Annotated in this window: 12 protein-coding genes; 6 read left to right on the top strand and 6 right to left on the bottom strand. The window is 67.9% G+C overall.

From position 1 onward, the window contains the following. Positions 1 to 6: 6 nt before the first annotated feature. Genes PG2T_RS12915 through gyrA form a run of 3 tightly spaced genes read right to left on the bottom strand, consistent with a single transcriptional unit; the run spans position 7 to position 4,990 of the window. On the bottom strand, positions 7 to 1,173 hold the full coding sequence (locus tag PG2T_RS12915; protein WP_068806289.1) for a phosphoglycerate dehydrogenase: 1,167 nt from the start codon (positions 1,171 to 1,173) through the stop codon (positions 7 to 9). Between the two features lie 29 nt (positions 1,174 to 1,202). Then, a complete protein-coding gene (gene serC, locus PG2T_RS12910) occupies positions 1,203 to 2,285 on the bottom strand; it encodes a 3-phosphoserine/phosphohydroxythreonine transaminase (protein WP_068806285.1) in 1,083 nt (360 codons plus the stop codon). Positions 2,286 to 2,332: 47 nt separating this feature from the next. Then, entirely contained in the window at positions 2,333 to 4,990 is a 2,658-nt protein-coding gene (gyrA, locus tag PG2T_RS12905) for a DNA gyrase subunit A (RefSeq protein ID WP_068806283.1), read from the bottom strand. A gap of 311 nt (positions 4,991 to 5,301) precedes the next feature. Between gyrA and fumC the strand changes: the two genes are divergently transcribed. From fumC to PG2T_RS12885, 4 genes are all read left to right on the top strand, one after another. Next, the gene (gene fumC / locus PG2T_RS12900; RefSeq protein WP_068806280.1) at positions 5,302 to 6,696 is read left to right on the top strand and encodes a class II fumarate hydratase; all 1,395 of its coding nucleotides are present in this window, start codon (positions 5,302 to 5,304) and stop codon (positions 6,694 to 6,696) included. A gap of 41 nt (positions 6,697 to 6,737) precedes the next feature. Continuing rightward, positions 6,738 to 7,544, top strand: coding sequence for an arylamine N-acetyltransferase family protein (locus PG2T_RS12895; protein WP_068808367.1), 807 nt, complete (start codon positions 6,738 to 6,740; stop codon positions 7,542 to 7,544). A gap of 275 nt (positions 7,545 to 7,819) precedes the next feature. After that, entirely contained in the window at positions 7,820 to 8,161 is a 342-nt protein-coding gene (locus PG2T_RS12890) for a transposase (protein ID WP_068806277.1), read from the top strand. 230 nt (positions 8,162 to 8,391) lie between these two features. Further along, positions 8,392 to 9,417 carry a cytochrome-c peroxidase gene (locus tag PG2T_RS12885; RefSeq protein ID WP_145931156.1) on the top strand — a complete coding sequence of 342 codons (1,026 nt, stop codon included), beginning with the start codon at positions 8,392 to 8,394 and terminating at the stop codon, positions 9,415 to 9,417. 79 nt (positions 9,418 to 9,496) lie between these two features. Here PG2T_RS12885 and PG2T_RS12880 read toward each other — a convergent pair whose 3' ends face one another. After that, a complete protein-coding gene (locus PG2T_RS12880) occupies positions 9,497 to 10,846 on the bottom strand; it encodes a nicotinate phosphoribosyltransferase (protein WP_068806272.1) in 1,350 nt (449 codons plus the stop codon). After that, complete coding sequence (locus tag PG2T_RS12875) at positions 10,843 to 11,424, bottom strand: isochorismatase family protein (protein ID WP_068806269.1); 582 nt, start codon at positions 11,422 to 11,424, stop codon at positions 10,843 to 10,845. The genes PG2T_RS12880 and PG2T_RS12875 overlap by 4 nt, the downstream gene beginning before the upstream one ends. Before the next feature lie 145 nt (positions 11,425 to 11,569). On the opposite strand from PG2T_RS12875, the gene PG2T_RS12870 reads away from it, so the two are divergent. Next, positions 11,570 to 12,022, top strand: a complete 453-nt coding sequence (locus PG2T_RS12870) for a CBS domain-containing protein (protein WP_068806266.1) — start codon at positions 11,570 to 11,572, stop codon at positions 12,020 to 12,022. A gap of 79 nt (positions 12,023 to 12,101) precedes the next feature. Here PG2T_RS12870 and PG2T_RS12865 read toward each other — a convergent pair whose 3' ends face one another. Next, positions 12,102 to 12,581, bottom strand: coding sequence for an Rrf2 family transcriptional regulator (locus PG2T_RS12865; RefSeq protein ID WP_068806264.1), 480 nt, complete (start codon positions 12,579 to 12,581; stop codon positions 12,102 to 12,104). Between the two features lie 211 nt (positions 12,582 to 12,792). Here PG2T_RS12865 and hcp point away from each other — a divergent pair, with 211 nt between their 5' ends. Next, the gene (hcp, locus tag PG2T_RS12860; RefSeq protein ID WP_068808364.1) at positions 12,793 to 14,454 is read left to right on the top strand and encodes a hydroxylamine reductase; all 1,662 of its coding nucleotides are present in this window, start codon (positions 12,793 to 12,795) and stop codon (positions 14,452 to 14,454) included. Positions 14,455 to 14,513 lie beyond the last annotated feature (59 nt).

The raw sequence follows: 14,513 nt of genomic DNA, 5'->3' as shown, positions 1-14,513 counted from the left end.
CGCCGCTCAGGGGCAGCGCACCGCCAGCACACCCGCGATGGCGCGGATCTTCGCCAGCAGCTCGGCCGGCAGCGGACGATCCACGTCCACCAGCGTGTAGGCGAGCTCGCCCTTGGACTTGTTGATCATGTCCACGATGTTCAGCTTGGCCTCGGCCAGCGCGGTGGTGATCTGGCCGACCATGTTGGGCACGTTGGCGTTGACCACCGACAGGCGCACCGCACCCTCGGCGCGCGGCATGACCACCCACGGGAAATTGACCGCGTTGGTGATGTTGCCGTTCTCGATGTAATCGCGCACCTGATCGGCCACCATCACGGCGCAGTTCTCCTCCGCCTCGGCGGTGGAGGCGCCCAGGTGCGGCAGGGCAATGACGCGCGGGTGGCCGATCAGCCCCGGCTTGGGGAAGTCGCTCACGTAGTAATGCACCTGCCCGGTCTCCAGCGCCGCGGCCACGGCGTCGGTGTCGACGATGCCGGCGCGGGCGAAGTTCAGCACCGTCAGGCCGGGACGGGCCAGGCGCAGCGTGTCGGCGTTGGCGAGGCCCCGGGTGTGGTCGTTCAGCGGCACGTGGAAGGTGATGAAATCGGCGCGGCTGAACACCGCCTCCACACTCGCCGCCCGCTCCACCTGCGACGACAGCAGCCAGGCGCCCTCGACCGTGATGCCGGGGTCGTAGCCGACCACCTTCATGCCCAGTGCCAGCGCGGCGTTGGCCACCTGCCGGCCGATGGCGCCCAGGCCGACCACGCCCAGCGTGCGGCCCGGCAGCTCGAAACCGGCGAACTGCTTCTTGCCGGCCTCGACCGCGTGCTCCACGGTCTGCGTGTCGCCTTCCAGCGCCTGCGTGTAGGCCCAGGCCTGGCAGATGTTGCGCGCCGCCAGCAGCAGGCCGGCGATCACCAGCTCCTTGACCGCGTTGGCGTTGGCGCCCGGCGTGTTGAACACCGGAATGCCGCGCGCCGACAACGCCGCCACCGGAATGTTGTTCACGCCGGCGCCGGCCCGACCCACGGCCAGCAGCGAGGCCGGCAGGTCCATGCTGTGCAGGTCGGCCGAGCGCAGCAGGATGACGTCCGGGTCGGCCAGGTCCTTGCCGGTCTGGAAGCGGTCGGCCGGCAGACGCGACAGGCCGACCTTGGAGATGTTGTTCAGCGCGAGTACGCGGTACATGGCGAAATTCCCGAGAAAGTAAGTGACCGTCAGCCGTGGCGGCGCTCGAAGTCGATCATGAAATCGACCAGCGCCTGCACGCCGGCCAGCGGCATGGCGTTGTAGAGGCTCGCGCGCATGCCGCCGACGCTGCGGTGGCCCTTCAGCTGCACCAGGCCGGCCTGCTTTGCCTCGGCCAGGAACGGCGCGTCGAGCTCGGCATTGGCCAGCGTGAACGGCACATTCATGCGCGAGCGGCTGGCCGGCTCGGTCGGGCAGTTGTAGAAACCGCTGCGATCGAGCAGGCCGTAGAGCAGGTCGGCCTTCTCCACGTTGGCCCGCTCCACCGCGGGCAATCCGCCCTGCGCCAGCAGGTGCTTGAACACCAGGCCGGACACGTAGATGGCAAAGGTCGGCGGCGTGTTGTAGGCGGAGTCGTTTTCGGCGTGGATGGCGTAGTCGAGCATGGTCGGCGCACCGTCACGGCAGTGGCCGATCAGGTCGTCGCGCACGATCACCAGCGTCAGACCGGCCGGGCCGACATTCTTCTGCGCCCCGGCATAGATCAGCCCGTAGCGGCTGACGTCCACCGGCCGCGACAGGATGTGGCTGGAGGCATCCGACACCAGCGGCACTGAGCCCGTGTCCGGCGTGTAGTGGTACTCGGTGCCGAAAATGGTGTTGTTGCCGGTGACGTGCACGTAGGCGGCGGCCGGGTCGAGCTTGAGCTCGCTTTGGACCGGGATGCGGTTGAAGTTGGTCTCGGCACTGCTCGCCGCGATGTTGACCGTGCCGTAGCGCTTGGCCTCGGCGGCGGCTTTCTTTGCCCAAGAGCCGGTCAGCACGTAATCGGCCTTGCCGCCCACCGGCAGCAGGTTCAGCGGCAGCATCGAGAACTGCAAGCTGGCGCCGCCCTGCAGGAACAGCACCTTGTAGTTGGCCGGGATGCCCATGAGCGCGCGCAGGTCGGCCTCGGCCTCGGCCTGGATGGCCATGAACTCCTTGCCGCGGTGGCTCATTTCCATCACCGACATGCCGCAGCCGTGCCAGTCGAGCAGCTCGTCCCGCACCTGCGCCAGCACCGGCTCGGGCAACACCGCCGGGCCGGCGCTGAAGTTGTTTACGCGTGCCATCGTTGTCTCCGTGTCTGGGCCACCGCGCGGGGCGGCGGCCGCCTGCATCATTCGTCGGGCGAACCGTCGCCCGGTTGGGTGTCGTCGGCTGGATCGGCATCGCCCGGATCGGCGGCCATTGGATCGGCGTCGATGTCGGTATCGACATCACCGTCGATCGGCTCGCCGTCGGACTCCTCGTCCTCGGGTGCCACCACCGCCAGACCGGCCAGCAGCTCGCCCTCACCCACACCCATCAGCTTCACGCCCTGGGTGTTGCGGCCCAGCAGCGAGATGCTCGCCACCGTGGTGCGGATGGCCGTGCCGGCATTGGTGACCAGCATCACCTGCTCGGACTCGACCACCTGCACGGCGCCCACCACCGGGCCGTTGCGGGCGCTGGTCTGGATGGAAATAACGCCCATGCCGCCCCGGCCGCGGACCGGGTAATCGGGCAGCGGCGTGCGCTTGCCGTAGCCGTTGGCAGTGACGGTCAGGATATCGCCCTCGGCCTGGCCGACCACCATGCCGATCAGGTTCTGGTCCTGGCTCAAACGCATGCCACGCACGCCGCGCGCGTCGCGGCCCATGGGGCGCACGTCGCGCTCGTCGAAACGCAGCACCTTGCCGTCGTCGGTGAACAGCAGCACATGATCGCTGCCGCCGGTGAGCGCCACCGCCACCAGGGCGTCGCCGTCCACGATGTCCAGCGCGATGATGCCGGCGCTGCGCGGGCGGGAGTAATTGGCCAGCGCGGTTTTCTTGACCAGGCCGCGGCGCGAGGCGAACACCACGAAACGCTCGGCGTCGAACTCGCGCACCGGCAGCACGGCGCTGATGCGCTCGCCCTCGCCCAGCGGCAGCAGGTTCACGATCGGCCGCCCGCGACTGCCGGAGCCGGCCAGCGGCAGTTCGTAGACCTTCAGCCAGTACACCTTGCCGGCGTTCGAGAAGCACAGCAGCGTGTCGTGGCTGTTGGCCACGAACAGGCGCTCGATGAAGTCCTCTTCCTTGACCCGCGCCGCCGAGCGGCCGCGCCCGCCGCGGTGCTGCGAGCGGTACTCGCTGACCCGCTGCGACTTGCAGTAGCCCTGGTGCGAGAAGGTCACCACCAGGTCCTGCTGCGCGATCAGGTCCTCGGAGGTCAGGTCCAGGCGATCGACCATGATGGTCGTGCGCCGCTTGTCGCCGTACTGGTCGCGGATTTCCAGCAGCTCGCGGCGGATCTCGGTCAGCAGGCGCGTGTCGCTGCCCAGGATGTCCAGCAGGTCGGCGATCTGCACCGTCAGCTCGCCGTATTCGTCGACGATCTTGTCCCGTTCCAGCCCGGTCAGGCGCTGCAGGCGCATGTCCAGGATGGCCTGCACCTGGCGATCGCTCAGGTAATAGGCGCCATCGATCAGGCCGCGGCCGGTCTCGGTCGGGCGCTGCGCGTCCACGCCCAGGGCGCGGGTCAGCATCTCGCCCACGAAACCGGGCGCGAAGCCCTCGGCGGTCAGCTTGGCGCGGGCTTCTTCCGTGGTCTGCGAGCCGCGGATCAGCGCGATCACGCGCTCGATGTTGGCCAGCGCCACGGCCAGGCCTTCCAGGATGTGCAGCCGGTCGCGCGCCTTGCGCAGCGCAAACAGCGTGCGCCGGCTGACCACCTCGCGGCGGTGGCGGATGAAGGCTTCGAGCACCTCGTGCAGCGTCAGCTGGCGCGGCTGGCCGTCGACCAGCGCCACCATGTTGATGCCGAACACGGCCTGCAGCTGCGTCTGCTGGTACAGGTGATTGAGCACCACCTCCGGCACCTCGCCGCGGCGCAGCTCGATCACCGCCCGCATGCCGTCCTTGTCGGACTCGTCGCGGATCTCGGTGATGCCCTCGATGCGCTTTTCCTTGACCAGCTCGGCGACTTTTTCCAGCAGATGCGCCTTGTTGACCTGGTACGGCAGCTCGAAGATGACCAGGCTGGCCTTGCCGGTCTTCTTGTCCTCCTCGATCTCGACCCGGGCGCGCATGTAGATCTTGCCGCGGCCGGTAGCGTAGGCCTCGCGGATGCCGGCGGCGCCGTTGATGCTGGCGGCGGTCGGGAAATCCGGCCCCGGCAGATGCACCATCAGGCCGTCGAGATCAATTTCCGGGTCATCGATCATCGCCACGCAGGCGTTGACCACCTCGACCAGGTTGTGCGGCGGGATGTTGGTGGCCATGCCCACGGCAATGCCGGTGGAGCCGTTGACCAGCAGGTTCGGCAGGCGCGAGGGCAGCACCGCCGGTTCGCTTTCCTTGCCGTCGTAATTGGGCACGAAATCGACCGTGTCCATGTCGATGTCGGCCAGCAGCTCGCCGGCGATGCGCGACAGGCGCGATTCGGTGTAGCGCATGGCGGCCGGCGAGTCGCCGTCCACCGAGCCGAAGTTGCCCTGGCCGTCGATCAGCGGGTAGCGCAGCGAGAACGCCTGCGCCATGCGCACCAGCGTGTCGTAGATGGCCGAGTCGCCGTGCGGGTGGTACTTACCCATCACCTCGCCGACCACGCGCGCCGACTTCACATGCGCGCGGTTCCAGTGGTGGCTGGATTCGTGCATGGCATACAGCACGCGCCGGTGCACCGGCTTCAGGCCATCCTTCACGTCCGGCAGGGCGCGCCCGACGATGACGCTCATGGAGTAGTCGAGGTAGGAGCGCTTGAGCTCGTCCTCGATGTTCGCGGCAATAACTTCGCGGGCGAACTCGGTCATGCTGTCGCCAAATTAAGGAATGTGGGTATGGAATCGGGGGCGCCTGGGCCGCCACAAACGACGCTCGCGCGGACCCCGCCAGCGGGCTCGGATGCGCGGCATAAATCGCTCCGGTGCGGCGCGAAGTCTAGCACAGGGGGCCTGCCGTCCCGACTCGCCACGGCCTGGGCAAACGCGCGGGATTGTCGCCGGCGCTTGCCCGAACTTGTCGCCGATTACCCCACCGGGGCGGTCGATACCACCGGGCCGGGGCCGCCGTGCCCGGTAGAATTCCGGCCTCGCAAAGTCACCCTTTGAAACGGAGTCAGGCAATGTCCTTTCGCATCGAGCGCGACACCATGGGCGAGCTGGAAGTCCCGGCCGATCGCTACTGGGGCGCGCAAACCGCCCGCAGCCTGAGGTTCTTCGCCATCGGCGACGAGCGCGAGCGCATGCCGCTGGAAGTGATCCACGCCTTTGGCGTGCTGAAACAGGCCGCTGCGCTGACCAACGCCGATCTTGGCCTGATGCCGCAGGACAAGGCCGATCTGATCGCCCGCGCGGCAGCCGAGGTGGCCGACGGCAAGCTCGACGACCACTTCCCGCTGGCGGTGTGGCAGACCGGCTCCGGCACCCAGAGCAACATGAACGTGAACGAGGTGATCGCCAACCGCGCCATCGAAATGGCCGGCGGCGAACTGGGCTCCAAAAAGCCCGTCCACCCCAACGACGACGTCAACAAGAGCCAGTCCTCGAACGACACCTTCCCCACCGCCATGCACATCGCCGCAGCGCGCGAGGTGCACGACGAGCTGCTGCCGGCCCTGCGCCACCTGCGCGACGTGCTGGCCAGAAAAGCTGCCCAGTTCGAGTCCATCATCAAGGTCGGCCGCACGCACATGATGGACGCCGTGCCGCTGACCCTGGGCCAGGAATTCAGCGGCTACGTGCACCAGCTGAACGACGTCATCGACGCCGTGGGCAGCGCCCTGCCGCGGCTGTATCAGCTGGCCATCGGCGGCACCGCGGTCGGCACGGGTCTTAACACCCACCCGCGCTTTGCCGATGCGGTGGCCGACCGCATTGCGGAACTCACCGCCCTGCCCTTCATCACCGCGCCGAACAAGTTCGCGGCGCTGGCCGCGCACGACGCCATCGTGTGGATGAGCGGCGCGCTCAAGACCGCCGCCGCCGCGTGCATGAAGATCGCCAACGACTTTCGCCTGCTGGGCTCCGGCCCGCGCTGCGGCATCGGCGAGCTGTACCTGCCGGAGAACGAACCGGGCAGCTCCATCATGCCCGGCAAGGTCAACCCGACTCAGTCCGAGGCGCTGACCATGGTGGCCGCGCAGGTATTCGGCAACGACGTCGCCATCAATTTTGGCGGTGCCAGCGGGCATCTGGAACTGAACGTGTTCAAGCCGCTGCTGATCAGGAACCTGCTGCAATCGATCCGCCTGCTGACCGACGCCAGCCGCTCCTTCGCCGACCACTGCGTCGCCGGCACCGTGGCCAACGAGCCCCAGATCGCCCAGTACCTGGACCGCAACCTGATGCTGGTGACCGCGCTGAACCCGCACATCGGCTACGACAACGCCGCCAAGGCGGCCAAGAAGGCGCACCACGAGAACCTGACGCTCAAGGAATCCGTGGTCGCACTCGGCCTGCTCAGCCCCGAGGATTTCGACCGCCTGATCCGCCCGGCGGACATGCTGGGGCCGGGTTGAGGAAACGTCGTCAGCAGGCACGCAACAGAATGCAAGCGCCCATGACCGAACTTCTGGAACCTTATCTCGCCCGCCTCGGCATTACGGGCACGCTCTCGCCCACACCCGAAGCGCTGTTAGCACTGCACCGCGCGCATGCGCTCGGCGTGCCGTACGAGAACCTCGACGTACAGCTGGGCCAGCCGCTGACGACCGACCCCGCGGGAGCGCTCGCCAAGCTGGCTGCCGGGCGCGGCGGCTGGTGTTACGAAATGAACGGTGCCTTCGGCGCCGCGCTGACACTGCTCGGCTTTTCGGTGACGCGCCTGGCCGGCGGCGTGCAGCGGGCAGCCCTGGGTGACGCCGTGCTCGGCAACCATCTGGTGCTCAAGGTGGTGATCGACGGCGCCGCCCTGCTGTGCGACGTCGGCTTTGGCGATGGCCTGCTCGAGCCGATCCCGCTTCAGGAAGGCCACTATCGGCAAGGCGCGCTGGGCTTTCGCCTGCAGCGTCTCGACGATGGCCTGTGGCGTTTCCATGGCGACGCCAGAACCGGCGGCGCGCCGTCGTTCGATTTTGCCGATGCACCGGCCGACGAGGCCCTGCTGGCGCGGCAATGCGCCGCCTTGCAGAGCGCCCCGGAATCGCCATTCGTACTCAATGCAGTGGTGCAACGGCACCGGCCGGACGGGCATGTCGCCCTGCGCGGCCGGGTGCTGCGCACCCTGACGACGGACGGGGTGCGCGAGCGAACGCTGGACGGCCCGGACGACTATGCGGCGACGCTGGTTCGTGAGTTCGGGCTCGAACTGCCGGCCGCGGCGCTGTGGCCGCGGATCGTTGCGCGCCACGCGGCACTGTTCGGATAAGAAATAGCGAGCCGCACGGTGGGCAAAGCGCAGCGTGCCCACGCCGGTTTATAGGTAGGCGAATAAACCGACGCCACCCGTTTACCCTGTGGACCATGCAACAACTTTTCGTCGGGAATCCCATCGACAAATGCAAGCGTCAGGATTTATCGATAACGAGCCGTTCCGGATGATTTAAATCCACGCGGGCAGCTGCGCTTTGCCCGCCCTACGCTTCTCGATTTGGCCGCTCGATATCAGCCCAACCCGCATGAACTGTGGGCGAGGAAGCATCCGTGCCCGGCAACGCCGGCTATCAAGGCGTCGGCGCACGGCTGGGCGTGCACGGCAGTCACGTCAAGACGATCGCGACGGCGATGCGGTCCGGCAAGCTCAGCACGTTGACGGCGCACGGCGGCGCGTTGGCGGAAACCTTGCGTGCCGCCCAGCGCGAACTGGCCCGCCGGCGGGCCAAAGTCGAGCATGTGTTTCGCGATCTGAGGATTCGTTTCGGCTACGCCAAGGCGCATTACAGGGAGCTGGCGAAGAATTTGAGTCGCTTCGTGTGCCTGGCGGCGCTGTCGAAGGTGCTCACGGGCGACGCGTACGTGCGCCGTCAGGGGCACGGTACGCCCTGAACAGGAACAAGGCCGGAAAACCGAGGGCCAAATCAAGGATGAATGAGTGGAATCGTGAAAAAAACCGTTCTCCGAGAAACGAAACAGGCCGCAGGCTACGCTTCGTGCAGAGGTTCTTAAGGATTTTTTAAGCATTTGTGGCGTAGTGTCCATTGCAGGTAGAAGGCTGGCCTCTGATTGATTTGAGCCTTGGGAATCAGCGGGAAGATCTTGATATGAAAAGGCGCAGGATGGGATCTGGAATCCGCCGACTTGGCTTGTTGCTATTGGGCATCGTCGCGGGGGCGCAGGCTTTCGAGCCGTTGCCGGAAAAACCCATTGCACCGGCCACAAACCCAACTACACCCGCCAAGGTGGCCCTGGGCAAGGCGCTGTATTTCGATCCGCGCCTGAGTGTGGATGGTTCGGTGTCCTGCAACTCCTGCCACAACGTGATGGGCGGCGGCGAAGATGGCCGATCATTCTCCATGGGGGTGCGTGGGCAATTGGGCGGCCGCTCATCGCCCACGGTTTGGAATGCCGCTTTCCTGTCGGTGCAGTTCTGGGATGGACGCGCGCCCAGCCTGGAGGAACAGGCCAAGGGGCCGATGATCAACCCCGTTGAGATGGGTAACCCCGATCATGCAGCGGTGGTCAAGCGCCTGCAAGGAATCGAGGGATACAAGCCCTTGTTCAAGCAAGCCTTCAATGCGCCGCAGATCACCATCGACCGGGTCGCGCAGGCCATTGCCGCCTACGAGCGGACCTTGATCACCCCCGACAGCTCCCTGGATCGTTATCTGAAGGGGGACAAGAAGGCCCTGAACGAGAGTCAGGTGCGTGGCATGCAGGCCTTCCAGGATGTCGGTTGCGTGGCCTGCCACAGCGGGGCGGCTTTCGCCGGTCCGGCCTTGCCCGAAGGGCAGGGGTTTTACCAGAAGCTTCCGACGTTTCCCGGCAGTGCCTATGACGCCAAGTATCGTCTGACGGAAGATACGGGCCGCTTTCAGGTGACCCATCAGGAAGCCGATCGCCACATGTTTCGGGTGCCGACGCTGCGCAATGTCGCCTTGACCGCGCCCTATTTCCACAACGGCTCCGTGCCGACGCTGGAGGAGGCGGTGCGTGTCATGGCGAAGGCCCAGCTGAACAAGGAGCTGGACGATGGGCAAGTGCTCGATCTGACCGCCTTCCTCGGCGCCCTGACCGGAACCTTTCCCCGTCAGGAAATGCCCCAGCTGCCGCCGACTCCGGGCCGAACCGCATTTGCGCCGTGAAGTGCGCTGAATTCCGCTGCCGGGAGCCGACATGCGGGGGCCGCGCTGAGCAGAGGCAGGGGGTTAACCGCGGCCGCGCTCAGCACCCGCCGACCGGGTGGGCGGCGATCAGCCGCGCCTGGGCGGCCTGAAGTGCGTCACTGATGGCGACCGGGTAGGGCTCGGCCGCCGGCTGCAGGTCACGCAGCGCCGCCGGCAGGCGTGCCACCTGCGCCGCGGCGTTGGCGCGCGCCTCGGCAAGCCCTACCCGTCCGGCCGCCAGGCGCCGGCCGCCCTGCATGACGCACTCCAGCAGCGGCTCGCCGGGCAGGTTTTCGTCGTGGCGGGCGATGGTGTCGCCCGCCGCAAGACCGTTCTCGTAGCGGCGGAACACCTGCTTGCGGCCCGGCAGACTGAGCTTGCCCGGCGACAGCTTGCCGCAGTCGTGCCCGCCGTAGGCCACCAGTTTGTAGGCGGCATCCAGGTACGGCCGGTCGGCGACCACATCCACTGCGGTGCCGACGCCGAAGCCGTCGATCGGCGCGCCATCCGCCAGCAGGGCGGCGATGACGTGTTCGTCCAGGCCGCCACTGGCCATGATGCGCACCTCGCCCAGACCCGCCGCGTCCAGCAGCGCCCGGCTGGCCTTGGCCAGTGCGCCCAGATCGCCGGAATCGAGCCGCACCGCGCCCACCCTGAAGCGCTCGCCAAGACGCTGGCGCAGCTCGATGACCCGGCGCACGCCGTCGAGCGTGTCGTAGGTGTCCACCAGCAGCGTGGTGCCGGGGAATTGCGCCGCGAAGCGCTCGAACGCCTCCTGCTCGGTGGCGTGCGCCTGCACGTAGCTGTGCGCCACGGTGCCGGCGACGGGAATGCCGTAGCGGCGCCCGGCCTCGACGTTGGAGCTGCCGGCATAGCCGGCGATGTACAGCGCCCGGGCGCAGGCGACCGCCGCGTCCACGCCGTGCGCCCGGCGGGCACCGAAGTCCACCACCGCCCGGCCGCCGGCCGCCTGCACCACCCGCTGTCCCTTGCTGGCCACCAGCGTCGGGTAGTGCAGCAGGTTCAGCACCGCGGTCTCGACCATCTGCGCCTCGGGCATGGGCGCCTCGACGGTCAGCAGCGGCTCGTGGGCGAACAGCGGCATGCCCTCGGCCAGGGCATGAACGTCTCCGGTAAACCGCAGCGCCCGCAGGCGCTCCAGAAAATCGCCGCTGAAGGTGCCGAGCGAGCGCAAATAGTCGATGTCCTGGCCACTGACGGCGAATGCCTCCAGGCAGTCCAGCACCTGCTCCAGGCCGCAGGCGAGCAGGAAATTGCGCCCCGGCGGCAGCTTGCGCGCGAACACGTCGAACACCGCCGGCGCCGTCATGCCCTCGGCCCAGTAGGCCTGCAACATGGTCAGTTCGTACAGGTCGGTGAACAGCGCCGGCACGGGCGGGCTGCTCATTGCAGCTGCGCTCCGGCCGCCCGCAGCTGGGCAAGCGCCCGCGCGCCGTCACCGGGCGCCAGATCGACCGCCCGCACCGCGGCCGCCAGCACCACCACCCGGTAACCGAGGGCCAGCGCGTCGAGCGCCGTCGCCCGCACGCAGTAATCGGTGGCAAGACCGGTCACCACCACGGTGGTGATGCCGCGCGCCCGCAGCAGGGCGTCGAGTCCGGTCGCCTGTCCGGCGCCGGAACGCGGATCGCGGACCGAAAAACCCGAATAACCATCCTCGCCTTCGCTGCCCTTGGATACCACAGGTCCGCTCACCCTGAGCGCCGGGTGAAATGCCGCGCCCCAGGTGTCCCGCACGCAATGCACCGGCCACGGCCCGCCATCGGGCATGAAATGCGGCGTATGCGGCGGATGCCAGTCGCGGGTATAGAACACGCCGCCACCGGCGGCCTGCGCCTTGGCGATCTGGGCGTTGATGACCGGCACCACCGCCTCGCCGTCCGGCACGTACAGGCTGCCGGCCGGGTCGGCGAAATCGTTCTGCACGTCCACCACCAGCAGGGCGGTGCGGGCGTCGTACTGCATGGATGCTGGCCTCGCGTTGGCGCCGCGCCATCATGCGGCAGGAACAACTCGACCGGCCAGCGGGCGCGGCCGCGGTTGACGCCGATCATGGCCCGTCGCCGCCTGTGACACCAAGATGACTCACCCCTCACCCGGAGACACTGCCATGCCCGTCGCCGAGATATGCAGCCGCGGCGTCGTCATCGCCAATCCGGATAACTCCCTGCGCACGGTCGCCGAGCTGATGCGCGTGCATCACGTGGGCAGTGTGGTCGTGACCCGCGACGACGCCGGCCTGTGCCGGCCGCTTGGCATCATCACCGACCGCGACATCGTGCTGGCGCTGGTCGCCAAGGACGTGTCGCCGGACGCCGTCAGTGCCGGTGACGTGATGAGCGAGCCGCTCGAAACCATCGATGAAAACGACGAGGTGTGGACGGCGCTGGAGCGCATGCGCAGCCGCGGCGTGCGCCGCCTGCCGGTGCTGGGGGCGCGCGGCGAGCTGGTCGGCATCGTCAGCGCCGATGACCTGCTGGAACTGGTCGCCGAAGAACTCTCCAGTCTGGCGCGCATCATCGGCCGCGAACAGCGCCAGGAAGTCAGCCGCCGCAGCAACTGACGCGCCGCAGCCGTCGGGCGGCAGCGGCAGACCGTCGCAGGTGCTGCTCGCCGCCCTGGAAAGCCTGACGGGGACGGCCTCAGCCCTCCCCCGTCCGGGCTGCGCCGGCACGCTCGGGGCGGTCTCCCAAGCGCACCTCGCCCGGCGCGACTGGCAGCGGGCGCCCGCTCAGATCGGCCAGCGTGTAGCGATCCAGTTCGGCCAGAAAGGCCCGCGTCGCGCCCATCAGCACGCCGGCCAGGCCGCACTGCGGCAGGATGCGGCAGGTGTTGGTGGCCGCATCGAAACACTCCACCAAGTCAAAGCCCGGCTCGGTGGTGCGCGCCACCTGGCCGATGTTGATGTCCTTGGCCGGCCGCGCCAGGCGCAGGCCGCCCTGCTTGCCGCGGCTGGTCGTCACGTGGCCCTGGCGGCCCAGCCAGTGCACCACCTTGACCAGGTGGTGGCGGGAAATGCCGTAGTAGTCGCTCAGTTCGGTGACGGTGACGCGCCGCTGCGGCTGCTGGGCAAGGTAGATCAGCACCCGGAAGCAGTAATCGGTAAACAGCGTCAGTTGCATCGGTGTCGTTGGCGTGGCGGTTCGGATGACGGGGCGCAGTACCCGCCGGTGAATTATGTGCCGCGCCTTCTTCTGGGCCGCTGGCAACGCCATTGCACACCTGACTGCCGTCAAGACCGCTCTTATTGATGTATTCAAAATGCAACTTCAGATGCGCCAGGCGGCGTATCCGGCCATGCGGCTGCTGCGACCACCCGATCAGGAGACTTCCATGTTTTGTTACCAGTGCGAACAGACCACCCGCACCCGCGCCGGCGACGGCTGCGCCAACGTCGTCGGCACCTGCGGCAAGGATGCCGTTACCGCCGACCTGCAGGATCTGCTGATCCATCTGGTCAAGGGCGTGTCGATGTACGCCCACCGAGCGGCCGAGCTGGGCGCCCGCGACCGTGACGTGGACGTGTTCGTGATCGAGAGCCTGTTCACCACGCTGACCAACGTCAATTTCGACCCGGCGCGTTTCGAGACGCTGATCGGCCAGGCCACCGCCATGCGCGAGCGCGCCAGGGCCTGCTACGAAGCGGTCTGCGCCAAGGCCGGCCAGGTGCCCGAGCAACTCGCCGGCCCGGCCGCCTGCGACCCCGGCCAGGCCATGGACCAGTTGCTGCAAAAGGCCCGGGAAGGCGCGATCACGGTCGGCCTGGATCGCGTCGGCGCCGATGTGGTCGGCCTGCGCGCGCTGGTGCTGTACGGCATAAAGGGCGCGGCGGCGTACTTCGAGCACGCCCACGTGCTGGATCAGGACGACCCGGCCATCTACGCGCAATTTCACCGCCTGCTGAATTTCCTGGCTGAAAACCCGACCGGCGTGGATGACCTGCTGGGCCGGGCGCTCGAAGTCGGCGCCCTGAACTATCAGGTAATGCAGCAGCTCGACGCCGCCGCCACCGGCCGCTATGGCCATCCGGAACCGACCGAGGTCCGCACCACGCCGCGCGCCGGCAAGGCGATCCTGGTCAGCGGCCACGACCTGCGCTACCTGGAGCAGGTGCTCGAACAAAGCGCCGGGCTGGGCATCAACGTCTACACCCACGGCGAGCTGCTGCCGGCGCACGCCTACCCGGGCCTGAAGCGCTACCCGCACCTGGCCGGCAACTACGGCACCGCCTGGCAGAACCAGCACACGGAGTTCGCCGAATTTCCGGGCGCCATCGTGATGACCTCCAATTGCCTGATCGAGCCGCAGCCGGCCTACCGCGCGCGCATCTTCACCAGCGGCCCGGTCGGCTGGCCGCAGGTGCCGCACATCGCCGGCCGCGACTTCCGCCCGGTGATCGAGGCCGCGCTGGCGACGCCGGGCTTTGCGACCGACGCTGCGCCGCGCAGCATCACGGTCGGCTTTGCCCGCAACGCCGTGCTGGGCGCCGCCGAACAGGTGGTCGGCGCGGTCAAGTCCGGCGCGCTGAAGCACTTCTTCCTGATCGGTGGCTGCGACGGTGCCAAGCCGGGCCGCAACTACTACACCGAACTGGCCGAAAAGGTGCCGCAGGACTGCGCCATCCTGACACTGGGCTGCGCCAAGTTCCGCTTCAACGACCACGATTTCGGCAGCATCGGCGGCCTGCCGCGGCTGCTCGACGTCGGCCAGTGCAACGACAGCTACTCGGCCATCCAGATCGCACTGGCGCTGGCCGATGCCTTCGACTGCGGCGTCAACGACCTGCCGCTGTCGCTGGTGCTGTCCTGGCTGGAGCAAAAGGCAGTCGCCGTGCTGCTGACGCTGCTGCACCTTGGCGTGCGCAACATCCGCCTGGGCCCAAGCCTGCCGGCCTTCCTGACCCCGGCGGTGGTGCAGGTGCTGGTGGACACCTTTGCCCTGACGCCGATCGGCGAGCCGCAGGCGGACCTGGACGCCATGCTGACGGCAGCCTGACCGGGCACGGCGGGCCGTCGCCCTTCGCCATCCGGACATCGTCAAAGACACAAAAAAAG

Origin of the sequence: Immundisolibacter cernigliae (assembly GCF_001697225.1) — a bacterium.
GTDB classification, from domain to species: Bacteria; Pseudomonadota; Gammaproteobacteria; order Immundisolibacterales; family Immundisolibacteraceae; genus Immundisolibacter; species Immundisolibacter cernigliae.
Note: the sequence above shows the minus strand (reverse complement) of the source record. Positions and strands in the feature narration are given on the sequence as shown.